General features: G+C 69.4%; 23 protein-coding genes. 13 read left to right on the plus strand and 10 right to left on the minus strand.

Annotated elements, in window-relative coordinates; genetic code table 11:
- Window positions 1–56 precede the first annotated feature (56 nt).
- The 11 genes from StrepF001_RS35725 (at window position 57) to StrepF001_RS35775 (ending at window position 15530) form a co-directional block, all read left to right on the plus strand.
- Window positions 57–2681, plus strand: coding sequence for a valine--tRNA ligase (locus tag StrepF001_RS35725; RefSeq protein ID WP_129802328.1), 2625 nt, complete (start codon window positions 57–59; stop codon window positions 2679–2681).
- Window positions 2682–2885: 204 nt separating this feature from the next.
- Window positions 2886–4406 carry a folylpolyglutamate synthase/dihydrofolate synthase family protein gene (locus tag StrepF001_RS35730; RefSeq protein WP_129802329.1) on the plus strand — a complete coding sequence of 507 codons (1521 nt, stop codon included), beginning with the start codon at window positions 2886–2888 and terminating at the stop codon, window positions 4404–4406.
- A 5-nt stretch (window positions 4407–4411) separates the two neighbouring features.
- Window positions 4412–4765: a DUF4233 domain-containing protein gene (locus StrepF001_RS35735; protein ID WP_129802330.1), complete on the plus strand. Its 354-nt coding sequence runs from the start codon at window positions 4412–4414 to the stop codon at window positions 4763–4765.
- A 69-nt stretch (window positions 4766–4834) separates the two neighbouring features.
- Window positions 4835–5248: a nucleoside-diphosphate kinase gene (gene ndk, locus StrepF001_RS35740; RefSeq protein ID WP_129802331.1), complete on the plus strand. Its 414-nt coding sequence runs from the start codon at window positions 4835–4837 to the stop codon at window positions 5246–5248.
- Between the two features lie 324 nt (window positions 5249–5572).
- On the plus strand, window positions 5573–6592 hold the full coding sequence (locus StrepF001_RS35745; RefSeq protein WP_129802332.1) for a rod shape-determining protein: 1020 nt from the start codon (window positions 5573–5575) through the stop codon (window positions 6590–6592).
- Window positions 6593–6756: 164 nt separating this feature from the next.
- The gene (gene mreC, locus StrepF001_RS35750; protein WP_129802333.1) at window positions 6757–7719 is read left to right on the plus strand and encodes a rod shape-determining protein MreC; all 963 of its coding nucleotides are present in this window, start codon (window positions 6757–6759) and stop codon (window positions 7717–7719) included.
- A gap of 14 nt (window positions 7720–7733) precedes the next feature.
- Window positions 7734–8411 carry a rod shape-determining protein MreD gene (gene mreD / locus StrepF001_RS35755; RefSeq protein ID WP_129802334.1) on the plus strand — a complete coding sequence of 226 codons (678 nt, stop codon included), beginning with the start codon at window positions 7734–7736 and terminating at the stop codon, window positions 8409–8411.
- A gap of 82 nt (window positions 8412–8493) precedes the next feature.
- Window positions 8494–10749: a penicillin-binding protein 2 gene (mrdA, locus tag StrepF001_RS35760; RefSeq protein WP_129802335.1), complete on the plus strand. Its 2256-nt coding sequence runs from the start codon at window positions 8494–8496 to the stop codon at window positions 10747–10749.
- Entirely contained in the window at window positions 10746–11945 is a 1200-nt protein-coding gene (gene rodA, locus StrepF001_RS35765; RefSeq protein ID WP_129802336.1) for a rod shape-determining protein RodA, read from the plus strand. The genes mrdA and rodA overlap by 4 nt, the downstream gene beginning before the upstream one ends.
- Window positions 11946–12011: 66 nt before the next feature.
- Complete coding sequence (locus StrepF001_RS35770; protein ID WP_129802337.1) at window positions 12012–13514, plus strand: CYTH and CHAD domain-containing protein; 1503 nt, start codon at window positions 12012–12014, stop codon at window positions 13512–13514.
- 69 nt (window positions 13515–13583) lie between these two features.
- Window positions 13584–15530 (plus strand): TIGR03960 family B12-binding radical SAM protein, encoded by a 1947-nt coding sequence (locus tag StrepF001_RS35775; protein ID WP_129802338.1) that lies wholly within the window; start codon window positions 13584–13586, stop codon window positions 15528–15530.
- Window position 15531: 1 nt separating this feature from the next.
- Here the strand turns inward: StrepF001_RS35775 and StrepF001_RS35780 are convergent, their stop codons facing one another.
- The 10 genes from StrepF001_RS35780 to StrepF001_RS35825 are packed head-to-tail and all read right to left on the minus strand — an operon-like array spanning window position 15532 to window position 21110.
- On the minus strand, window positions 15532–15942 hold the full coding sequence (locus StrepF001_RS35780) for a gas vesicle protein K (RefSeq protein WP_129802339.1): 411 nt from the start codon (window positions 15940–15942) through the stop codon (window positions 15532–15534).
- Entirely contained in the window at window positions 15926–16183 is a 258-nt protein-coding gene (locus tag StrepF001_RS35785) for a gas vesicle protein (RefSeq protein WP_129802340.1), read from the minus strand. The genes StrepF001_RS35780 and StrepF001_RS35785 overlap by 17 nt, the downstream gene beginning before the upstream one ends.
- Window positions 16180–16989 carry a GvpL/GvpF family gas vesicle protein gene (locus StrepF001_RS35790; protein ID WP_129802341.1) on the minus strand — a complete coding sequence of 270 codons (810 nt, stop codon included), beginning with the start codon at window positions 16987–16989 and terminating at the stop codon, window positions 16180–16182. The genes StrepF001_RS35785 and StrepF001_RS35790 overlap by 4 nt, the downstream gene beginning before the upstream one ends.
- A gap of 4 nt (window positions 16990–16993) precedes the next feature.
- Window positions 16994–17494 (minus strand): gas vesicle protein, encoded by a 501-nt coding sequence (gene gvpJ / locus StrepF001_RS49735; RefSeq protein WP_129802342.1) that lies wholly within the window; start codon window positions 17492–17494, stop codon window positions 16994–16996.
- A gap of 42 nt (window positions 17495–17536) precedes the next feature.
- Window positions 17537–18778, minus strand: coding sequence for an SRPBCC family protein (locus tag StrepF001_RS35800; protein ID WP_129802343.1), 1242 nt, complete (start codon window positions 18776–18778; stop codon window positions 17537–17539).
- Complete coding sequence (locus StrepF001_RS35805; RefSeq protein WP_129802344.1) at window positions 18771–19259, minus strand: hypothetical protein; 489 nt, start codon at window positions 19257–19259, stop codon at window positions 18771–18773. Before StrepF001_RS35805 ends, StrepF001_RS35800 begins: the two co-directional genes overlap by 8 nt.
- Window positions 19260–19296: 37 nt before the next feature.
- Window positions 19297–19551 (minus strand): gas vesicle protein GvpG, encoded by a 255-nt coding sequence (locus StrepF001_RS35810; RefSeq protein ID WP_129802345.1) that lies wholly within the window; start codon window positions 19549–19551, stop codon window positions 19297–19299.
- Window positions 19552–19596: 45 nt separating this feature from the next.
- Window positions 19597–20310, minus strand: a complete 714-nt coding sequence (locus tag StrepF001_RS35815) for a GvpL/GvpF family gas vesicle protein (RefSeq protein ID WP_129802346.1) — start codon at window positions 20308–20310, stop codon at window positions 19597–19599.
- A gap of 3 nt (window positions 20311–20313) precedes the next feature.
- Complete coding sequence (locus StrepF001_RS35820; RefSeq protein WP_129802347.1) at window positions 20314–20784, minus strand: gas vesicle structural protein GvpA; 471 nt, start codon at window positions 20782–20784, stop codon at window positions 20314–20316.
- Between the two features lie 32 nt (window positions 20785–20816).
- Complete coding sequence (locus StrepF001_RS35825; RefSeq protein WP_129802348.1) at window positions 20817–21110, minus strand: gas vesicle protein; 294 nt, start codon at window positions 21108–21110, stop codon at window positions 20817–20819.
- Window positions 21111–21261: 151 nt separating this feature from the next.
- Here StrepF001_RS35825 and StrepF001_RS35830 point away from each other — a divergent pair, with 151 nt between their 5' ends.
- Both StrepF001_RS35830 and StrepF001_RS35835 read left to right on the plus strand, forming a co-directional pair.
- On the plus strand, window positions 21262–22371 hold the full coding sequence (locus StrepF001_RS35830; protein ID WP_129802373.1) for a hypothetical protein: 1110 nt from the start codon (window positions 21262–21264) through the stop codon (window positions 22369–22371).
- A gap of 48 nt (window positions 22372–22419) precedes the next feature.
- The gene (locus StrepF001_RS35835) at window positions 22420–23214 is read left to right on the plus strand and encodes a TIGR03936 family radical SAM-associated protein (protein WP_129802349.1); all 795 of its coding nucleotides are present in this window, start codon (window positions 22420–22422) and stop codon (window positions 23212–23214) included.
- Window positions 23215–23340: the final 126 nt, after the last annotated feature.

A 23340-nucleotide genomic window follows, 5' to 3' on the forward strand; every position in this document is an offset into this window, starting at 1 on the left:
CCGTTACAGAAGAATCCCGTTTCGGGACACGCCCGCGACACCCCTAAACTGAGCCCGTGACCGACAACGCTCAGCAGCAGCCATCAGCGCCCACGACCGAACTGCCGACCCAGTACGCGCCGGCCGAGGTAGAGGGGGCGCTGTACGAGCGCTGGGTAGAGCGGGGTTACTTCGAGGCGGACGCGAAGAGCGACAAGCCGCCGTTCACCGTCGTCATCCCGCCGCCGAACGTCACGGGCAGCCTGCACCTGGGGCACGCCTTCGAGCACACCCTCATCGACGTCATCACCCGCCGCAAGCGGATGCAGGGGTACGAGACGCTGTGGCAGCCCGGCATGGACCACGCCGGTATCGCCACGCAGAACGTCGTCGAGCGGGAGCTTGCGAAGGAGGGCAAGTCCCGGCACGACCTGGGACGCGAGGCCTTCGTCGAGCGGGTCTGGCAGTGGAAGGCCGAGTCCGGTGGGCAGATCTCCGGGCAGATGCGGCGCCTCGGCGACGGCGTTGCCTGGTCGCGTGAGCGGTTCACCATGGACGAGGGCTTGTCCAAGGCCGTTCAGACCATCTTCAAGCGGCTCTACGACGACGAGCTGATCTACCGCGCCGAGCGCATCATCAACTGGTGTCCCCGGTGCCTCACCGCCATTTCCGACATCGAGGTCGAGTACCAGGACGACGACGGCGAGCTGGTCTCCATGAAGTACGGGGACGGGGACGACACCATCGTCGTCGCCACCACCCGTGCCGAGACGATGCTCGGCGACACGGCCGTCGCCGTCCACCCCGACGACGAGCGGTACCGGCACCTCGTCGGCAAGCTCATCAAGCTGCCGCTGACCGACCGTTCCATCCCGGTCGTCGCGGACGAGCACGTCGACCCCGAGTTCGGCACGGGTGCCGTCAAGGTCACCCCGGCGCACGACCCGAACGACTTCGAGATCGGCCAGCGGCACGACCTGCCGGCCGTCACGATCATGGACGAGCACGCCGTCATCACCGCCCACGGCCCCTTCCAGGGCCTGGACCGGCTCGAGGCCCGCTCCGCGATCGTCGCCGCGCTGCGCGCCGAGGGCCGGATCGTCGCCGAGAAGCGGCCGTACGTCCACTCCGTCGGCCACTGCTCGCGCTGCAAGACCACCATCGAGCCCAGGCTCTCCATGCAGTGGTGGGTCAAGGTCGGGCCGCTCGCCAAGGCCGCCGGTGACGCGGTCCGCGAGGGCAAGGTCACCATCCACCCGCAGGAGATGGAGAAGCGGTACTTCGACTGGGTCGACAACCTCCACGACTGGTGCATCTCGCGGCAGTTGTGGTGGGGTCACCGGATTCCGGTCTGGTACGGGCCCGATGGCGAGGTCGTCTGTGTCGGTCCCGACGAGGAGCCGCCGAGCGGTGAGGGCTGGCGGCAGGACTCCGACGTCCTCGACACCTGGTTCTCGTCCGGCCTGTGGCCGTTCTCCACGCTCGGCTGGCCGGAGCAGACCGAGAGCCTCGCGAAGTTCTACCCGAACTCCGTCCTGGTCACCGGCTACGACATCCTCTTCTTCTGGGTCGCCCGCATGATGATGTTCGGGCTGTACGCGATGGACGGCACCCCGCCGTTCCACACCATCGCCCTGCACGGCATGGTCCGTGACCAGAACGGCAAGAAGATGTCGAAGTCCTTCGGGAACGTCGTCAACCCGCTGGACTGGATGGACAAGTACGGCAGCGATGCGCTCCGGTTCACCCTCGCGCGTGGTGCCAACCCCGGCGTCGACGTCCCGATCGGTGAGGACTGGGTCCAGGGGTCCCGGAACTTCGCCAACAAGATCTGGAACGCCACGCGCTTCGCGCTGATGAACGGCGCGACGGTGGAGGGTCCGCTGCCGGACGCGTCGAAGATGTCGTCGACGGACCGGTGGATTCTGTCGCGACTGAACTCGGTGGTCGCCGAGGTCGACGCGTACTACGAGGACTACCAGTTCGCGAAGCTGTCCGACGCGCTGTTCCACTTCGCGTGGGACGAGGTGTTCGACTGGTACGTCGAGCTGTCCAAGACGACGTTTGCCGGCGGCGGTGAGGCGGCCGAGGTCAGCAAGCGGGTTCTGGGTGAGGTCCTGGACGTCACGCTGCGGCTGCTGCACCCGGTCGTTCCGTTCGTCACGGAGACGCTGTGGACGACGCTGACCGGTGGTGAGTCGGTGGTCATCGCCGAGTGGCCCAAGGACAGCGGGTTCCGGGACGCGGACGCCGAGCGGGAGATCGAGACGCTGCAGGCCGTCATCACCGAGGTGCGGCGGTTCCGGGCGGACCAGGGGCTGCAGCCCGGTCAGCGGGTTCCGGCCCGTCTCGCCCTCGACGGCTCGGTCCTCGCCGCGCACGAGGCCGCGATCCGTCAGTTGCTGCGTCTCCAGCCGGAGGGTGAGGGGTTCGCGGCGACCGCGACGCTGCCGGTGGCGGGGGTCGAGGTCGCGCTGGATCTGTCCGGCGTGATCGACGTCGCCGCGGAGCGGAAGCGGTTGGCCAAGGATCTTGCCGCTGCGGAGAAGGAGAAGGCGCAGGCTACGGCGAAGCTGGGGAACGAGGCGTTTCTGGCCAAGGCGCCGGATCATGTCGTGGACAAGATCCGGGGGCGGCTGGCCAAGGCCGATGAGGATATTGCGCGGATTCAGGCGCAGCTGGAGCGGTTGCCTTCGGCGTAGGGCGGTGGTTTTACGTCGGTGCAGGCCCCCGGAGCTGGTTGGTTCCGGGGGCCTCGTGCTGGGCCGGGGGGCGTTGCGCGGCCCGGCGCTGACGGGGTGCCGCTGCGCCCACCCGTGCCGCCCCAGCGGCACGACTGCCCGCAGCTGGGTGTGGCGCGGCTGCCCGCAGCTGGGTGTGGTGTGCTGCGTACGTAGACTGGCCCTGTGAGTGAGCTCCCCCCGGATGACAGTAGCGAGCAGCCCGATCCCGTTGAGGCGTTTGACGAGATCATCGCCGCCGAGACCGAGCGTGACCCCGATCTCGCCGTGATCGAGGCCGGCAGCCGGACCCTGCGGACGCAGGGCGGTCCGCCGCAGGCCGATGTGCCGGGGCGGCCGGAGGATCCCGAGGTCGACAAGGCGCTGCGGGAGGTCGAGGCGGAGCTCGCCACGCGCTGGGGCGAGACCAAGCTGGAGCCCTCCGTCGCGCGGATCTCCGCGCTGATGGATGTGCTCGGGGAGCCGCAGCGGTCGTACCCCTCCATTCACATCACCGGCACCAACGGCAAGACCTCCACCGCCCGCATGATCGAGGCCCTGCTGGGCGCCTTCGAGCTGCGTACCGGGCGGTACACGTCGCCGCACGTGCAGTCCGTCACCGAGCGGATCAGCCTCGACGGGGCGCCGGTCTCCGCCGAGCGGTTCATCGAGACGTACCACGACATCAAGCCGTACATCGAGATGGTCGACGCCCAGCAGGAGTTCCGGCTGTCCTTCTTCGAGGTGCTGACCGGCATGGCGTACGCCGCCTTTGCCGACGCGCCCGTCGATGTCGCTGTCGTCGAAGTGGGCATGGGCGGCTCCTGGGACGCCACCAACGTGATCGACGGGGACGTCGCCGTCGTCACGCCGATCGACCTCGACCACACCGACCGGCTCGGTACCACGCCCGGTGAGATCGCCGCCGAGAAGGCCGGGATCGTGAAGCCCGGCTCGACCGTGATCATGGCGCAGCAGCCGGTGGACGCGGCGCAGGTGCTGCTGAAGAAGGCCGTCGAGGTCGATGCGACCGTGGCGCGGGAGGGGCTCGAGTTCGGGGTGGTGGACCGGCAGGTCGCCGTCGGCGGACAGCTCGTCACCCTGCGCGGGCTCGGCGGTGAGTACACCGAGGTGTACCTGCCGTTGCACGGTGCCCACCAGGCGCACAACGCCGCCGTCGCGCTCGCCGCCGTCGAGGCCTTCTTCGGGGTGGGCGCCCAGCGGGCCGAGTCCCTCGACATAGACACGGTGCGCAAGGCGTTCGCCGCCGTCGCCTCGCCGGGGCGGCTGGAGGTCGTACGGCGGTCGCCGACCGTCGTGCTGGACGCCGCGCACAATCCGGCGGGGGCCCGCGCGGCCGCCACGGCGATCGGGGAGGCCTTCCAGTTCAGCCGGCTCATCGGGGTCGTGGGCGCGAGCGGCGACAAGAACGCACGCGGGCTGCTGGAGGCCTTCGAGCCGGTCTTCGCCGAGGTCGTCGTCACACAGAACTCCAGCCATCGCGCGATGGACGCCGACGAGCTGGCCGCGATCGCCGTCGAGGTGTTCGGCGAGGAGCGGGTCCAGGTCGAGCCGCGGCTGCCGGACGCGCTGGAGGCCGCCATCACCCTGGCCGAGGAGGAGGGCGAGTTCGCGGGTGGCGGCGTGCTCGTGACCGGCTCCGTCATCACCGTCGGCGAGGCCCGACTGCTCCTGGGGAGGGGCTGACTCTCGTGCGTACGCTCTGTGCTTCGACCCTGATCGGCGAGTTCTTCGTCATCGGCTTCGCCGGGTTGGTCGCGATGAAGGACCCCGACCTGTCGACGTCGACGGTCTGGACGGTCAGCGGTATCGCGATGTTCCTGTGTCTGCTGCTGTGCGGTCTGGTCACCCGGCCGGGCGGCGTGGCCCTCGGCTGGGCCCTGCAGATCGGTCTGATCGCCTCCGGTTTCGTCGTCCCGACCATGTTCTTCATGGGTGCGATGTTCGCCGCGCTGTGGTGGGCGTCGGTGCACTACGGCAGGAAGATCGACGAGGCCAAAGCACGATTCGCGGCCCAGGCCGGCTCTTCGGCTGACGCTGTGTAACAGGCGCCGGGACCAGCCCTGTAGCCTCATCCCCACCCCGCACACCTTTTCCTTCGAAGGAGCCCCGTCGTGACCCAGCGGACCCTCGTCCTGCTCAAGCCCGACGCCGTCCGTCGCGGCCTGACCGGCGAGATCATCAGCCGTATCGAGCGCAAGGCCGGCTGGCAGATCACCGCGCTGGAGCTGCGCACCCTGGACCAGGAGACGCTGGAGCAGCACTACGGCGAGCACAAGGGCAAGCCCTTCTACGAGCCGCTGGTGGAGTTCATGGCCTCGGGCCCGGTCGTGGCGATGATCGTCGAGGGTGAGCGGGTCATCGAGGGCCTGCGCGCGCTGGCCGGTCCGACCGACCCGATCGCCGCGGCGCCCGGTTCCATCCGCGGTGACTACGGCGTGATCGTCCGTGAGAACCTCATCCACGCCTCCGACTCCGAGGAGTCCGCCGAACGCGAGGTGAAGATCTTCTTTCCCGGTCGCGCCTGACCGGTCGCCGTAGAAGCGGAACGAATTCACCGAGGGTCCTTCTGAGGGACCGTCACCTTTCCCATACGCCTGACCTGGGACGGCCGTGTATTCCCGGTCGTCCCCCGGCATACACGTGCCGATCGGGGGAACGAGTGCCCCCGATGGCCCGTCTCCACAAGCGAGGCGACACGCCATCTGCCGACAATGGCGAAGACCCTCGCGCACAGTGCGGGAAGGCGCGTCTACGATAGAAGCCTTCACGTCACAGCAACCCACTTCGCCGACCTGAAAAGCCCTCAAAAGCTCCGTGGGAAGGCCAGACGAATCCTGATGGGGAACTCAATGTCGTTCATCGGCCGTGACATGGCTGTCGACCTCGGGACCGCCAACACGCTGGTGTACGTCAGGGGTCGCGGGATCGTACTCAACGAGCCGTCCGTCGTCGCGATCAACACCAACACCGGTGGCATCCTCGCGGTCGGTGCCGAAGCCAAGAAGATGATCGGGCGCACGCCGGGCAACATCGTTGCCGTACGTCCGCTGAAGGACGGCGTGATCGCCGACTTCGAGATCACCGAGCGGATGCTCCGCTACTTCATCCTGAAGATCCACAAGCGGCGGTATCTGGCTCGTCCGCGGGTCGTCGTCTGTGTGCCCTCGGGTATCACGGGCGTCGAGCGCCGTGCCGTCATCGAGGCGTCGTCCCAGGCCGGCGCCCGCCAGGTGCACATCATCGAGGAGCCCATGGCCGCCGCCATCGGCTCCGGCCTGCCGGTCCACGAGGCCACGGGCAACATGGTGGTGGACATCGGCGGCGGCACCACGGAGGTCGCGGTCATCTCCCTCGGCGGCATCGTCACCGCCCAGTCCATCCGCGTCGCGGGCGACGAGCTGGACAACGCGATCATCCAGCACATCAAGAAGGAGTACTCGCTCCTGCTGGGTGAGCGCACGGCCGAGCAGATCAAGATCACGATCGGTTCGGCGTACGAACTCGACTCCGACGAGCACACCGAAATCCGCGGCCGGGACCTCGTCTCCGGACTGCCCAAGACCGTCGTCATCTCGGCCGCCGAAGTACGCAAGGCGATCGAGGAGCCCGTCAACGCGATCGTGGACGCGGTGAAGACGACGCTCGACAAGTGTCCGCCGGAGCTGTCCGGCGACATCATGGACCGCGGAATCGTGCTGACCGGCGGGGGCGCCCTGCTGCGCGGCCTGGACGAGCGGTTGCGCCACGAGACCGGTATGCCGATCCACATCGCCGAGGACCCGCTGGACAGCGTGGCGCTCGGTTCCGGCAAGTGCGTCGAGGAGTTCGAGGCGCTCCAGCAGGTCCTGGACGCCCAGCCGCGCAGATGATGTAACTCTTCGACTCCGCCGTACGAGGTGATTCCCTCTCGTACGGCGGATCGTTGATATCGAGGCATAAGCTGCCACAAAACAGCCCGCGGGTTTCCCTGGGGATTCCCTTCGGGCTCACCCGATTTCCCGGATTCCTATGAGGAAGGGCACGGCCGCCGCACGTGAGGGACACACGAGAGAGCCGGCTGCTCCTGGTGCTGCTGATCGCCATTGCGTTCGCACTGATCACGGTGGACATCCGCGGCGGGGAGGACTCTCCGGTCGACGGTGCCCGACAGGCCGCGGCCACGGTCTTCGGCCCGATCGAGAACGGGGTGTCCTCCGCGGTCGACCCGGTGGGCAACGCGATCGCCGCGATCCGTGACTCCGGCGAGCGGCACGACCGGCTCGCCGAGTTGGAGCGGGAGAACGCGGCCCTCAAGGCCAGACTCGGCAGCGACGACCGCAATCGCAGCCGGCTGCAACAGCTCGACAAGATGCTGAAGGTCGCGGGCGCCGGCCAGTACGGCATCAAGGGCGCCGAAGTCATCGCCATAGGAGCCGCGCAGGGCTTTTCCTGGACCATCACCATCGACGTCGGCGCGAACGACGGCATCCAGCGCGACATGACCGTCCTCAACGGCGACGGCCTGGTCGGCCGGGTCACCACCGTCGGCCCGAACACCGCGACCGTCCTGCTCGCCAGCGACCCCGACTTCACCGTCGGCACGCGGATGGAGGGCAACGACGAACTCGGCTTCGCCTCCGGGCAGGGCGACCGCCCGCTGCGCGTCGAACTCCTCAACGGCAAGGCCCGGATCAAGAAGGGTGACCGGCTGGTCACCTTCGGCTCGCAGGCCGACAAGCCGTTCGTGCCCGGGGTGCCCGTGGGCGTCGTCTCCCGCGTCGACCCCTCCGGCGGCGACCTGACCCGCACCCTGTACGTCACGCCGTACGTCAACTTCACCAAGCTCGACGTCGTCGGCGTTGTCGTCCAGGCACCCCAGAAGGACCCGCGCGACACGGTGCTCCCGGCCAAGCCCAAGCCCACGCCGACGCCCACCGTGACGGTGACCGTGACGCCGGGCGCGGAAGGCTCCGAGGAGCCCACCGACGGGCAGTCCCAGCAAGAGCAAGACCAGTAGGGGGAGCTGAACTCATGCGCTTCAACAGGATCCTGCTCTCCTCCACCCTGGTCGTCGTCGCCCTGGTGCTCCAGGTGAGCGTCCTCGCCCGCCTCCATCTGCCGGGCGCCGTCCCCGACCTGATGCTGCTCACCGTGCTGGGTCTCGCCCTGGTCTACGGCCATGTCGGCGGCGCCCTCATCGGCTTCGGCGCCGGGCTCCTCGCCGATCTGGCCCCGCCCGCCGACCATGCCGCCGGCCGCTATGCGCTGGTGCTGTGCGTCATCGGCTATCTGGCCGGCCTGGTGAAGCCGGAGAGCGGCCAGGTGAAGTCGGCCACCGCACCCATGGCGGTCGTGGTCGCCGCCGCGATCGGCAGCACGCTGCTGTACGCCGGGGTGGGCGCCCTCGTCGGCGACACCGCCGCCCGCCATGTCGGCCTGACCGGCCTGCTGTTCACGGCCGCCCTGTACGACCTGCTGCTCGCCCCGTTCGTCGTCCCCGGCATCATGGCGCTGGCCCGGCGCGCCGAGAACGACCCGCTGGAGTCCGGCTCGGCGTCCAAGGCGACCGACATCTCCTCCGGCTGGCTCTCCTCCGGCACCGGCCTGCGTATCGGCAGCCAACGCGGCGGACTCGGTGGGCTGAAGGTGAAGGCGGCCCGGTCACGGGTGGCCCGGGCCGGGCGCATCAAGGGGGTCAAACGGCTGTGAACGCACGGGAGTCGGCGACCGCCGGGGCTCACAGCTTCGTCGTATATCACTCGTACACACAGGGAGAGGGGGAGCAGCCGCAGTGACCAATATCCCCGAGACCGGCCGGACCCCACGGGTCCAGACCAGGCTCATCGTCATCCAGGTCCTCGTCCTCTCTCTCCTCGTCACGCTCGGCGGCCGCCTGTGGTACCTCCAGATCCGCGAAGGCGAGGCCTACGCCAAGGAGGCGTCCGGCAACCACGTCCAGCAGGTCGTCCAGCCCGCCGTACGCGGCTCGATCCTGGACGCGCGCGGCGTGCCGCTCGCCGACAACGAGACCCGGCTCGTGGTCTCCGCCTCCCGTACCGAACTGCTGAAGATGAAGGACGACGGCCAGGGCGTCCTCACCAAGCTGGCCGGTGTGCTGGGCATGCAGCCCAAGGAGGTCATGGAGAAGGTGCGGCTGTGCGACGCGCAGACGCCGCAGCCGTGCTGGAACGGCTCGCCGTACCAGCCGATCCCCATCACCGACGAGGCCACCCCGCGCCAGGCCCTGCAGATCCGTGAACGCGCCGAGGACTTCCCCGGCATCACCGCCGAACCGCAGGCCGTACGCCGCTACGCGAGCCCCGGCGAGGCCAACACCGCCCAGGTCCTCGGCTACCTCTCCCCGGTCACCGACGACGAGCTCCAGCAGGCCAAGGACAGCGAATCGCCGTATCTGCGCTCCGACCAGGTCGGCCGGTCCGGCCTGGAGCGGCAGTACGACAAGGAGTTGCGCGGCAAGGCCGGCGTCACCCGCTACGAGGTCGACAACCTCGGCCGGGTCATCGGGCAGGCCGAGTCCGACGCCGCCGAGCCCGGCTCCAACCTGGTCACCAGCATCGACGCACGCGTGCAGCGGGTCGCCGAGTACGAGTTGAACGAGGCGATGAAGGCCGCCCGCAAGGAGTGGGACCGCAACACCAACGAGCGCTACAAGGCCGACTCCGGCGCGGTCGTGGTGATGGAGGCGAAGACCGGCCGGGTCGTCGCCATGGCCTCCAACCCGACGTACGACCCCAATGCCTGGGTCGGCGGCATCTCCGCCAAGGACTACGCGGCCCTCACCGGGAAGAAGTCCAACTACCCGCTGCTCAACCGGGCCATACAGGGTCAGGCCGCACCCGGCTCGATCTTCAAGGTGGTCTCCACCGCGGCCGCCGTCCAGGCCGGCTACGCCTTCGACGGCCGCTACAACTGCTCCAGCTCGTACTCGGTCGGTGGCCAGGTCTTCAAGAACTTCGAGTCCCAGAACCACGGCCCGATCGACCTCGGCCGCGCCCTCGAGGTCTCCTGCGACACCGTCTACTACCAGCTCGCGCACAGCGAGTGGAAGAAGGACGGCGGCATCAACCCCAAGGGCAAGCCGAAGGACTGGTTCTACAAGGCCGCCCACCAGTTCGGCCTCGGCAAGGAGACCGGCATCGACCTGCCCAACGAGGTCACCGGCCGGGTCCCCGACCGCCAGTGGAAGCAGCAGTACTGGGAGGCCAACAAGGACGCCTGGTGCAAGACGGGCAAGAAGGACGGCGACTACGTCGAGCGGATCGCCTACGAGAACTGCCTCGAGGGCAACAAGATGCGCGCCGGTGACGAGATCAACTACTCGATCGGCCAGGGTGACACCCTGGTGACACCGATTCAGATGGCCACGATCTACGCGGCCATCGCCAACGGCGGCACCCTGTACGACCCGACCGTCGGCAAGGCCATCGTCAGCGCCGACGGCAAGCAGGTCTCGGAGATCGCACCCGAGTCGCACGGCAAGCTGCCGGTCAGCCGGCAGGCACTGGCGCAGATGGACAAAGCCCTCGAGGGCGTCGCCACCCGCGGTACGGCCGCGTGGCGGTTCGCGGATGTCGGCTGGCCTCAGGACAAGATCCCGATGCACGCCAAGACCGGTACCGCCGAGGTCTACGGCAAGCAGACGACCTCGTGGTTCGCCACGTACACCGACGACTACGCGATCGTCATGACCATCTCCCAGGGTGGTACGGGTTCCGGCGCCTCCGGCCCGGCCGTGCGCAACATCTACGACGCGCTGTACGGCGTCTCCGACGACGGCACCATCAACAAGAAGAACGCCCTGCTGCCCACCCCGCAGAAGAGCCTGCCGAAGATCCGCACCGACGGCTCGATCACCGCGCCGAAGATCTCCAAGGACCCGGCGAAGGAACAGCAGGCCAGCCAGAAGGCGCCCGAGGACGCCGACGGGCAGGTGGAGACAGCGGCGACCGTGCAGACGCCGGCCACGGGCAATCGCGACACGCGCAGGCGGCAGGGCCGCAGGGGACGCCGGAGGATGCTCACATGACGGGCGCGAACAGCTTCCAGGTCTCCGGGTACGGGCCCGAACGGGCCGGCTGGACACGCCTGTTCGCCCGTGACTCGCTGGCCCGGCGGCTCGACTGGCCGATACTGCTGGCCGCGATCGCGCTGTCGCTGATCGGCTCGGTCCTGGTGTACTCGGCGACCCGCAACCGCACCGAGATCAACCAAGGCGACCCGTACTACTTCCTGATCCGGCACCTGCTGAACACCGGCATCGGCTTCGCGCTGATGATCGGCACGGTCTGGCTCGGCCACCGCACGCTGCGCACCGCAGTGCCGATCCTGTACGGGGCGTCGGTCTTCCTGGTGCTGCTGGTGCTCACTCCGCTGGGCACCACGGTCAACGGCGCCCACTCGTGGATCCAGATCGGCGGCGGCTTCTCGCTCCAGCCGTCGGAGTTCGTGAAGGTCACGATCATCCTCGGCATGGCGATGCTGCTGGCGGTCCGGGTGGACGCGGGCGACCGGCAACACCCCGACCACCGCACGGTCGTCCAGGCACTGGGCCTGGCCATCGTGCCGATGCTGATCGTGATGCTGATGCCCGACCTCGGGTCGGTCATGGTCATGGCCGTGATCGTGCTCGGTGTCCTGCTCGCGTCCGGCGCATCCAACCGGTGGGTGTTCGGGCTGCTGGGCGCGGGCACGATCGGTGCGATCGCCGTCTGGCAGCTGCACATCCTCGACGACTACCAGATCAACCGCTTCGCGGCCTTCGCCAACCCGGACCTCGACCCCGCGGGCGTCGGCTACAACACCAACCAGGCGCGCATCGCGATCGGTTCGGGCGGGCTGACCGGCTCGGGCCTGTTCCAGGGCTCGCAGACGACCGGACAGTTCGTGCCGGAACAGCAGACCGACTTCGTCTTCACGGTCGCGGGCGAGGAACTGGGCTTCCTCGGCGGCGGGCTCATCATCCTGCTGCTCGGTGTGGTGCTGTGGCGGGCATGCCGGATCGCCCTCGACTCCACCGAGTTGTACGGCACCACCGTCGCCGCCGGGATCGTGGCCTGGTTCGCCTTCCAGTCCTTCGAGAACATCGGCATGACGCTCGGCATCATGCCGGTCACCGGTCTGCCCCTGCCGTTCGTGTCGTACGGCGGTTCGTCGATGTTCGCGGTGTGGGTGGCGGTCGGACTGCTGCAGTCGATCCGTGTGCAACGCCCGCTGTCCGCGTGACGTTTCTCCCGTATTAACCCAGGGCTTGCCCTGCCGTCAGACCCTGACGGCCACTAGAGTCAGGTCATGGCGGATACGAAGCGTGAGATCGAGCGCAAGTACGAGTCCGACGACAGCGGGCTGCCCGACCTGACCGGTGTCGCCGGGGTGGCGGCCGTCATCGACAAGGGCCTCGCCGAACTCGACGCCACCTACTACGACACCGCCGACCAGCGCCTGGCCGCCTCCTCGATCACCCTGCGCCGCCGCACCGGCGGCTCGGACGCCGGCTGGCATCTGAAGTTCCCCGTCGCGGCCGGGGTACGGGACGAGATCCAGGCGCCGCTCTCCGACCAGGTGCCCTCCGCCCTGGCCGGGCTCGTCCGCTCCCGGGTACGCGACGCAGAGCTGGAGCCGCTGGTGCGGTTGCGGTCGGCCCGGGACATACGCCATCTCGTGGACGCCGACGGAGGACTGCTCGCCGAGGTCAGCGTGGACGCCGTACGAGCCGAACGGCTCACCGCACGCGGCGGCGCGGCCGAGTGGACCGAGATCGAGGTCGAGCTCGCCGACGGGGGTGACCCGGCGTTCCTCGACAAGGTCGACAAACGGCTCCGCAAGGCCGGCGTGCGGCCCTCCCGGTCGGCGTCGAAGCTGGCCCGGGCCCTGGAGGAGACCGGCGGGAAGAAGAAGCGCCGGACAGCGGACCGCGCCGAGCCCGTCACCTCCGGTGACCATGTCCTGACGTACCTGCGGGCCCAGCGGGACGCCGTCCTCGAGCTCGATCCGGCCGTACGCCGGGACGTGGAGGACTCGGTGCACCGTATGCGGGTCGCCACCCGGCGGATGCGCAGCACCTTCAGGACGTACCGGAAAGTTCTCGACCGTGCCGTCACCGACCCCATCGGCGAGGAACTGAAGTGGCTCGCGGGCGAACTGGGCGCCGGCCGTGACCAGGAGGTGCTCGCCGAGCGCCTCACCGCCATCGTCGAGGAACTGCCGCCCGTCCTGATCACCGCACCGGTGCGCAACCGGCTGCACACCTGGTCACAGTCCCGGAGCGGAGACTCCCGGCGGCAGATCATCGATGTCCTCGACGGCCCGCGATATCTGGCGCTGCTGGCCTCGCTGGACGCCCTGATCACCGACCCCCCGCTGCGCAAGGGGGCGGCCGGAAAGCCGTCGAAAGTGGTCGCCGACGCCGTGCACGAGGCCTTCGACGCGGTGTCCACGCTGGTCGAGCAGGGCCTCGCCACACCTCCCGGACACGAGCGCGACCTGGCGCTGCACGAAGCCCGCAAGAAGACCAAGCGGGCCCGGTACGCGGCGGAGGCGGCGGCCCCCGCACTCGGCAAGCCGGCGTCCCTGCTGGTCTCGTCCATGAAGGAGCTGCAGACCCTGCTCGGGGAGCACCAGGACAGCGTGATGAGCCGGGAGGCCCTGAAGGAACTGGCCGAGCAGGCACACTCCGCCGGGGAGAGCTCCTTCACGTACGGCGTGCTGTACGGCAGGGAGGAGCAGCGGGCCACGGCGGTGGAGGAGGAGCTGCCGGGAGCGTGGGAGCGGATGAAGGGCGGGGCGGGGGTCTGAGCGTACGGGCGACGGGTCCGGCCGCGTTACGCTTGATGGTCACCCCTGTCAGCTCACGAAAGTCCCACGATGTCTGTCGAGTCGGTTTTCCCGCAGCTCGAAGCCCTGCTCCCGCATGTGCAGAAGCCGATCCAGTACGTCGGTGGAGAGCTCAACTCCACCGTCAAGGACTGGGACGCCTGTGATGTCCGCTGGGCGCTCATGTACCCGGACGCGTACGAGGTCGGCCTGCCCAACCAGGGCGTCATGATTCTTTACGAGGTCCTCAACGAACGTGAGGGCGTCCTCGCCGAGCGGACCTACAGCGTGTGGCCGGACCTCGAGGCGCTGATGCGTGAGCACGGCGTCCCGCAGTTCACCGTGGACAGCCACCGGCCGGTGAAGGCCTTCGACGTGTTCGGCATCAGCTTCTCCACGGAGCTGGGCTACACGAACATGCTCACCGCCCTGGACCTCGCCGGCATCCCGCTGGAGGCGAAGGACCGCACCGTCGACGACCCGATCGTCATGGCCGGCGGCCACGCGGCCTTCAACCCCGAGCCGATCGCCGACTTCATCGACTGCGCGGTCATCGGCGACGGCGAGCAGGCCGTCCTGGAGGTCACCGAGCTCGTCCGCGCCTGGAAGGCCGAGGGCCGCCCCGGCGGCCGCGAGGAGCTGCTGTTCCGGCTGGCGAAGACCGGCGGGGTGTACGTTCCCGGCTTCTACGACGTCGAGTACCTCCCCGACGGCCGGATCGCCCGCGTCGTACCGAACAAGTCGGGTGTGCCGTGGCGCGTGTCCAAGCACACGGTGATGGACCTGGACGAGTGGCCGTACCCGAAGCAGCCCCTCGTCCCCCTGGCCGAGACGGTCCACGAGCGCATGTCGGTCGAGATCTTCCGCGGCTGCACCCGCGGCTGCCGCTTCTGCCAGGCCGGCATGATCACCCGCCCGGTGCGCGAGCGCTCCATCACCGGCATCGGCGAGATGGTCGACAAGGGCCTGAAGGCGACCGGCTTCGAGGAGGTCGGCCTGCTGTCGCTGTCCTCCGCGGACCACAGCGAGATCGGCGACATCGCCAAGGGCCTCGCCGACCGCTACGAGGAGGACAAGATCGGCCTGTCCCTCCCGTCGACCCGCGTGGACGCCTTCAACATCGACCTGGCGAACGAGCTGACGCGCAACGGCCGCCGCTCCGGTCTGACCTTCGCGCCGGAGGGCGGCTCGGAACGCATCCGCAAGGTCATCAACAAGATGGTCTCGGAAGAGGACCTCATCCGGACCGTCGCCACGGCGTACGGCAACGGCTGGCGCCAGGTGAAGCTGTACTTCATGTGCGGTCTGCCGACGGAGTCCGACGAGGACGTGCTGCAGATCGCCGACATGGCGACGAAGGTGATCGCGAAGGGCCGCGAGGTCTCCCGCTCGAACGACATCCGCTGCACGGTGTCGATCGGCGGCTTCGTCCCGAAGCCGCACACGCCGTTCCAGTGGGCGCCGCAGCTGTCCGCGGAGGAGACCGACGCCCGCCTGGAGAAGCTCCGCGACAAGATCCGCGGCGACAAGAAGTACGGCCGCTCCATCGGATTCCGCTACCACGACGGCAAGCCCGGCATCATCGAGGGCCTGCTGTCGCGGGGCGACCGGCGGGTGGGCGCGATCATCCGCGCCGTCTACGACGACGGCGGCCGCTTCGACGGCTGGCGCGAGCACTTCTCCTACGACCGCTGGATGAACTGCGCGGAGAAGGCGCTGGCCCCCTTCGGCGTCGACGTCGACTGGTACACCACGCGCGAGCGCACCTACGAGGAGGTCCTGCCCTGGGACCACCTGGACTCGGGGCTGGACAAGGACTGGCTGTGGGAGGACTGGCAGGACGCCCTCGACGAGACAGAGGTCGAGGACTGCCGGTGGACGCCCTGCTTCGACTGTGGGGTGTGTCCGCAGATGGATACGGCCATACAAATCGGCCCGACGGGCAAGAAGCTGCTGCCGTTGAGTGTGGTCAACGGGCCGACCATGTCAGGGCGGTAGGTCAGGGCGGCGGCAGGAGCGGGCCGAGTGGGCCCAGGTCGAGGTTGAGGTCGTCCATCGTGAGGTCGTAGCGGCGGCAGAGTTCCGTCATGCGGTCGTGGAGGATCATCAGGGTCAGGCCCAGTCGTTCCTCCTGCTCCTCGGTGAGGTTGCCCTGGTCGACGCGGTGCAGGGCCTGGCGTTCCATGAGCTGGCGGAGCAGTTCGACAATGGTGAGGACGAGCTTGACCAGGTCGCGTTCCACCGTCTCCGGATCGGTGCGGAGGCGGCGGGCGACCGACGAACGGTGGTCCTGGTTGCCGAGGGGCGGCACCTCGTCCGGTCGGGCGGGGAGGAGTGCGAAGGCGCGCTGTGCGGCGTCGGCGACTTCCTCCAGGCGGTCGGCGTGCGGGCGGTCAGCGGGGTTCGTCATGCCGGTCGTCGCCTTCTACGAGGGTCGCTCCGGGCAGGGGCGCTTCTGGAACGAAGGCTCCCCACTGCTGCTCGTTCACGGCGACGATCACCGCGCGCAGCGAGACCCTGACCAGGTCGATGTCCGCGATGGACAGGACGATGTCGCCGGTGAGCACCGCGCCGCCGCTCAGCAGCCGGTCGAGCAGGTCGATCAGGGCCACCTGGCGCCGGGCGAGCGGCGGGTCCTCGTACGCGGTCACTGCTGTTGCGCTCCTTCCGGGGCCTTGGGTTCCGGCGCCTGGGCGAACGAGTACGGCACCCACGGGCCGGTGACCTCCACCCGTACGCCCGGGAATTCCTCGACGGCGTGCAGGACCCGGTCGCGGAACTCCTCGGCGAGGCGGCGAGGGACGAGATAGGCGTCGTTGGCGACGTTCTCCCCGGTTTCGCCGGCCAGCCTGCCCTGCTGGGGCCGGTGCCGGGCGTGTGCCACGGCGAGGTTCCAGACCTGGTCCTCGATACGGCGGACGGCCTGGGCGGCGGACGACCAGGCGTCGTCGCGTGCGTGCTGCTGGTGTCGGCGTTGCCGCAGGTAGGCGCGGCCGGGGTCGGGTTCGTCGGCCGGGGTGGCCGCCTGCGGCCGAGCGGCTGCAGGGGAGGTGTCGGCGTAGACCTTCACACCCCACTCGACATGGTCGGCGAGCCGGTCCAGCAGCGCGGTGAAGGTCTTCTCCTGTTCGCCGAGCATGTCGCGGACCCGGGCGTCGTCGAGGTACACCGTCGCCAGGCGGAGCGGGAGCACCGTGGTGTGAGCGCCCAGGGTTTCGATGATGTGGTGGTGGGCCCGGGCCACGCTCTCCAGCCAGTCCAGGTCCTCCAGGTGGGCCTTGAGGGCGGCCTCGGAGAAGTCGGCCGGTGGGACCGGGCTGACCGCTGCCGCCACATCGCCGTGGTGAACCAGTGTGACGGGCGCGTCCGCGACCCCGCGCACGCCGGGGAGTGCGTCCCGCTCCAGGGCAGCGACGGGCCGTACGACGGCGTACGCGTAGCTGAGCTGGTCGTCCATGGCGTCAACTCCGGCGGTCGTCGTCCTCTGCGGTTCTGCGGCTCTTGCGCCGCGGCTCCGCCGTGGTCTCCCGCTCCCGCTCCTGTTCACGCTCCCGCTCCCGCTCCCGGTCGCGGTCGTGAGGACGGCGGCGGCTGCTCGAGGCGCCTTCGGGCAGCTCCGCCTGCGACTCGGCCACCTGTTTGCGCAGCTGCTTGATCTCGTCGCGCAGCCGGGCGTTCTGTTCCTCGAGGTCGCGCGCGCCGTCGGCTCGTGACGACAGGGCAGGGTCGCGCTCCCACCAGTCGATGCCGATCTCCTTGGCCTTGTCCACGGAGGCGACCAGCAGGCGGAGCCGGATGGTGAGCAGTTCGATGTCGAGCAGGTCGATCTTGATGTCGCCGACGATGACGATGCCCTTGTCGAGCACGCGCTCGAGTATGTCGGCAAGGTTCGCGCCCTGCGCCTGGCCGTACGGCTGGAGCGTGCGCGCGGGGGAAGGGCCGGCGGAGTGGGGCTCGGTCACGGCGTCTTCGACCTCGTTCCTGAGAGTGCTCGGTGCCTTCGGCTACCTGCGGCGCCGAGGGCTCTCATCGGCGGGTGCTTCTTCGTCGTCGTAGCGGTCTTCGGGCTCTTCGTTCTCCTCCTCGTCTTCCTCCTCCTCGTCCTTGTCCCGCTCGTCGTAGCGGTCCTCGGGCTGCTCCTCGTCTTCCTCCTCCTCGTCCTTGTCCCGCTCGTCGTAGCGGTCCTCGGGCTGCTCCTCGTCTTCCTCCTCCTCGTCCTTGTCCCGCTCGTCGTAGCGGTCCTCGGGCTGCTCCTCGTCTTCCTCCTCCTCGTCCTTGTCCCGCTCGTCGTAGCGGTCCTCGGGCTGCTCCTCCTCCTCGTCCCGCTCGGCCTCCTCCTTGTCGCGGGGCCGCTCTTTCTCCTCCCCACGGGCCTCACGGTGCTCCTCCTCGGCCTCCTCCTCCGGGCCGCGGACCACCTCGCCCTCGCGGATCTCGCCGCGCCAGGCGCCCGTGGCCTCGCCGCGCATCATCACGAACTTGCGGAAGAGCTTCAGATCGAGCCGGGTACGGCGGCCCTGGGCCCGCAGCAGGCTCCCGGTCCTCTCGACGACGCCCTTGGGGAAGTACTCGAGGACCAGCAGCACCTTGGTGAGGTTCTCGGCCAGCGGATGGAAGGTGACCACGCCCCTGGTGGTTGCCTTGGCCCCCTCGGACGTCCAGGCGATCCGCTCGTCGGGCACCTGCTCCGTGATCGTCCCGGTCCACGTACGGCTCGCCTTGGCGATCTTGACCTGCCACTGGGTCGTGGTGTCGTCCTGCTGCTCGACGTCGACCACACCCTTGGTGAACCGGCCGAACTCCGTGAACTGCGTCCACTGGTCGTATGCCTCGCGCACCGGGACGCCGATGTCGATGTCCTCGATGATGGTGAGGCTCTTGGGGCCGCCGCCGGACGGCGGCCCGTGCCTCTTGCCGGCTCCGGCGACGTCCTTGACCTTCTCCGCCACCGCGTCCTTGGCGTGCGCCGCGGTCTCCTTGGTCTGGGACGCGACCTGCGCGCCGAGTTGCCCGCCGAGCTTCTTGCCGCCCTTGCCGACCGCGTGGACGAGATCGCCGGGACCTATGTGGGCGGAGCCGAGCCGGCTCGCCGCTTCGCCCATCTTGTGTCCCACGCCGGTCAGCATGTGTTCCAGGCGGGCCTCGGCGTAGGACCCCAGCTCCTCCACCAACCGGTTCGCGCCCGGGGTCTTCAGGGTTCCGGTACCGGCCGACGAGCCGCGTTCGGCCTTGCCGCCGTCAGCCATTGTCCGACCTCCTCGCTCGCGCGCTGCCGCGCGACTTCGCAGAGGACTTCCTGCCCTCTTCCTCGTCCCGCTCGTCGTCTTCGCGGTCCCTGCGCGGTTTCTTCTCGCGCGGTTCCTCCTCGCGTGGTTCCTCCTCGCGCGGTTCCTTCTCGTCCCGCTCGACGTCCTCGCGCTCCTCGCGCGGTTCCTCCCTGTCCTGCTTTCCCTGGAGACCGAGCGTGCGTTCGTGCAGGGCGTCGGCGAGATGGTCGGCCTGGGCGCTCAGCACTGAGCTCGCCGCGGCCTTGCTCGCGCTCGTCAACTCGGTGCGGACCTGTCGGTTGAGGTTGCCGAGCACGGGGCTGAAGGCCTTGGCGAGGTCGCCGCCCTTGGCCCGCCTGGCGGCCATCGCCAGGGCGAGTCCCAGGGCGGCCCCGGCCTTCCTCCTACGGCCCAGCACATAGCCGCCGATGAGGGCAGTTCCGATCTTGGCGTTGTTCATGATGCCGTTCTCCTCGCCCGGTGACCGCCTTCCCCCGTCATGGCTGCGCTTGCCGGAGCTGATACACCCTGATCTCCTCCAGCCGCTGCAGCAGCTCCTGCTCGCGCTGTGCGAACTTCTCCTCGTCGATACGGCCCTCGGTCCGCGCCCGCTCCAGGTCGGCGAGCTCCGCCTGCACAGGTGCAGGGTCGTAGGCTTCCTGCTCGGCCGCGAGCACGACCTTGTCCAGCACCCAGGTCACGCCCCGTACGGGAGCGAGGGGGAGGGTCAGGATCTCCAAGACCAGTCCCACGGTGTGCCTCCTTGTGTCGTTCGGTCCTGTGCCCGCCGGCTGCCGTCACGCGAAGCTGTAGGGCGGCAGCGGGCCGTTGAGCCGGAGCTCGACTCCCTCGGGCAGCTGCTCGCCCAGCTCCCGGGAGGCCTCCGTGAAGGCCTCGGACTTCTCGCGGTCCACGAGGAACGAGGCGTTGACGAAGTACTGCTCGGAGGGCGGCGACAGGTTCTCCGCGTACACGAGCGGTCGCAGAGCGGCGACGATCTGCGCGGCGAGCGCCTCATGGCGGCTCTGCACCTCCTGGGCCACGAGCTGGCCGAGTTCCAGCCGCTGCTCGTAGCTGCCGCGGCCCTCGCGGGTCGCCTCGTTCAACTCGCGTACCCGCGGGGACTCTTCGACGATCTGCTGCAGCAACGCGTCCTCGTCCTGTACGCCCTTGACGTTGAACTCCACACGGTCGGTGAGCTCCGCCAGTCGCTGGGAGTATTGCTCGGCGCCCTGTTCCAGAACGGCGCGTACGGCGTCCTCGTCCTGGGCGACGAATCCGAAGCTCAGCGGCAGCGAGGTGCCCTCGGACCACAGCCGCTCCTGCACCGCGCTGTGCGCCTCGAGGTCCCGGCGTGCGATCGACAGGTCGTCCGGGGCCTCACTGACGACGGCGCACAGCGAGTCGCCGTGCACCACGCGCAGCTCGGAGGGCGACTCGCCGACGCCCTTGAGGTCGTCGAGCCGCAGGGGATGGGACGGCTTGGTGATGGCGTACACGTACAGCGACATCGCTCACTCCTCGCGCTCCCTCGAGGAACGGCGTTCCGAGCCGCGCTCGACGGGCTCGCGCTCTCGCCGCTCCTCCTTGCCTCGCCGAGGTCGTTCCCCGCTTTCGATCTCGTCGTGGCGGCCCTTCTGAAGGGACTCCGTGAATGCTTCGACGGCTCCGCTCAGAGCGCCCTTGCTCTTGCCCTTGGCGCCGCCCTCGGTGACGCGCTCCATCACGTCAGGCAACTGTGCGGGGGCCTTGCGGCCCGCTTCGAGGTCCAGCCGGTTGCACGCCTCGGCGAAGCGCAGATACGTGTCGACGCTGGCCACGACGACGCGCGCGTCCACCTTGGCGATCTCGATGCCGACGAGGGACACCCGCACGAAGGCGTCGATCACCAGCCCGCGGTCCAGGACCAACTCCAGTACGTCGTACAGGTTTCCGGAGCCCTGGGTGGGGGCGGGTACAGCGCCGCCGCCCGGTGTGATGGTCACGGTGTTCTCCCTTCGGGGGAGGGCCGGCCACGTCAGTGGTCGCCCCGGTCGATCTGGGCGCGTGTGTAGCGGCGCCCGCGTTCGTATGCCAACAGCTGGCCGGCCGGGTCCATGACGACCTCGTAGCTGGCCAGCACACTCGTGGTCTCCGGGATGCGCTCCAGCTCCACGACCTCGATCTCGGCCTCCCAGCCCTGATCCGTCGGCTTCAGCGCCGAAACGGACTCCGGGGGCCGCCCCAGCAGCTCGGTGAGCTGCTCGGTGGCCTGCCGCATCGCTTCGGCGGCCGACACCCGCTCTGGCTGCTCACTGTCGTTCGTGATCATTCACCTTCTCGGGCATATCGCCACCAAACGTCTTCAAGTAACCCGTGTCTCCCGAAACATGCGTCTGTATCTTCTCGGGCGGCAGAGTTTTCGAGTGGATCCGGATCGGCGCGAGGGCATCCGGATCGGTGGCTGTGGCGTCTACGACGGTATGGATCTGGAAAAGCCGCCGGTTCAGCAGCCGCCCGAGGGGTGTCTCGCCGTCGCGATCCGCATTCCGGTGCGGATCGTCGTGCTCGTGCTCGTCCTCCCGGTACGGATGGTCTGGGACGCGCTGGCCGTCGCGGGGCGGTTCCTCGACGACACGGTGTTCAGGCCGCTGGGGCGGGCGCTGCTGTGGCTCGGGCGGGCGGTGTTCGTCTGGCCGTTCGTCGCCCTGTGGCGGTACGTCGTCGTGCCGGTCGGCAGGGCGCTCGCCCGGCTGGGGAACGTGCTCGTCGTGGTGCCGTGCGGCTGGCTGTACCGGTACGTCCTGACGCCGGTCGGACAGGGGATCGCGTGGGTGGCACGGGGGATCGGGGCCGGGCTGGCATGGGTGTACGCGCGCGTGCTGACACCTGTCGGGCACGGGATCATGTGGCTGCTCAAGGGCATCGGAGCCGTGTTCGCCGCCCTCGGGATCGGTGTGTACACCGCCGTGGCGTGGCTCGTGCGCCACCTCGTCGTCGTTCCCGCGCGGTGGCTGTACGAGTGGGTCCTCGCGCCCGTCGGGCGGGCGGTCGCCTGGTGTGCGAAGGGGCTCGTGCGGCTTCTGGGCGTGATCGTCACCGGGATCGGTGTGGCCCTGTACTGGACGGCCCGGATTCTCCTCGTCCTGCCCGCGCTCGCGTTGTGGCGCTGGGTACTGGTGCCGGTCGGGCGGGTGCTCGCCGTCATCGGGCGGGAGGTCGGGGCGGCGCTCGGGCACGCCTGGCGGGTCGCCGGGCACATCTCGCTCGCCGTCGGGCGGTTCCTCGGGACTCTCTTCCGGTGGATTTTCGTGGAGCCGGTGCGCTGGGTGTACCGCAGCGTGCTGACGCCCCTCGGGCACGTCGTACGGGACACGGTTCTACGGCCCGCCGCCGAGGCCGCGCGTGCCGTGGGGCGGACGACGCGGCAGGCGCTGGCCTCGGCCCGGGCATCCGTACGGCAGGCGCGGGCCGACGTCCGGCGCATGCTGTTCGGCGAGCCCCGGCAGCGGGAGGCGGTGGCCCGACGGGAACCTGCGGCCGCCGGCACACGTACTCTTGGTAGCAGTACGACCGCACTCACTAAGGACTGAACGACACTGGGCAAGCGACAGCCCGAAGGCCCGCCGCCGGCACCCGCGGTGCAGCGCGTCCGACTGCGCTACACCAAGCGCGGCCGCCTCCGGTTCACCAGCCACCGTGACTTCCAGCGCGCCTTCGAGCGTGCGCTGCGCCGCGCCGAGGTGCCCATGGCGTACTCGGCGGGGTTCACCCCGCACCCGAAGGTGTCGTACGCCAATGCCGCACCCACCGGCACGGGCAGTGAGGCGGAGTACCTGGAGATCGCCCTCACCGAACCGCGTGATCCGCAGACCCTGCGCGCGCTCCTCGACGAGTCGCTGCCCGACGGGCTCGACATCGTCGAGGCGGTCGAGGCCCGCACCTCGGGGCTCGCCGACCGGCTGACGGCCTCCGTCTGGGAGCTGCGGCTGGACGGCGTGGACCCGGCCGACGCCGCCCGCGCGGTGGCCGCCTTCAACGCGGCCGAGACCGTCGAGGTGCAGCGGCTGACCAAGAACGGCGTCCGCACCTTCGACGCCCGCCCGGCCGTCGCGAGCCTGGACAGCGCGGCAAGCTCTGAAATGCACAGTTCGCCTGCTGATAGGCCGACCGACCAGCCCTGTGCGATACTGCGGCTGGTTGTTCGGCACGTGACGCCTGCCGTACGACCCGACGACGTCCTGTCCGGTCTCCGCGCCGTGGCCGACCTGGCGCCGCCGGTCCCCGCAGCGGTGACCAGGCTGGCGCAGGGGCTGTTCGATGAAGAGACCGGCACGGTGACCGACCCGCTCGCGCCCGACCGCGAGGCAGTCACGGCCGCCCCGGCCACCACTCCGGGAGCCGCCGATCCTGCCGCCGCGAAGGCGTCGGCGTAAGGAAGGTTCCGCGCAGGGACGCACGTCGTAGCGCCGCCCTCGTACTCGGGAGCCACCTGGGTCGGGCAGCGCACCGACCACAAGACTTTCGCCAGGCCGTACGCAACACGGCATACGGAACCGGCG

Origin of the sequence: Streptomyces sp. F001 (genome assembly GCF_004187715.1) — a bacterium.
GTDB lineage: Bacteria > Actinomycetota > Actinomycetes > Streptomycetales > Streptomycetaceae > Streptomyces > Streptomyces flavusporus.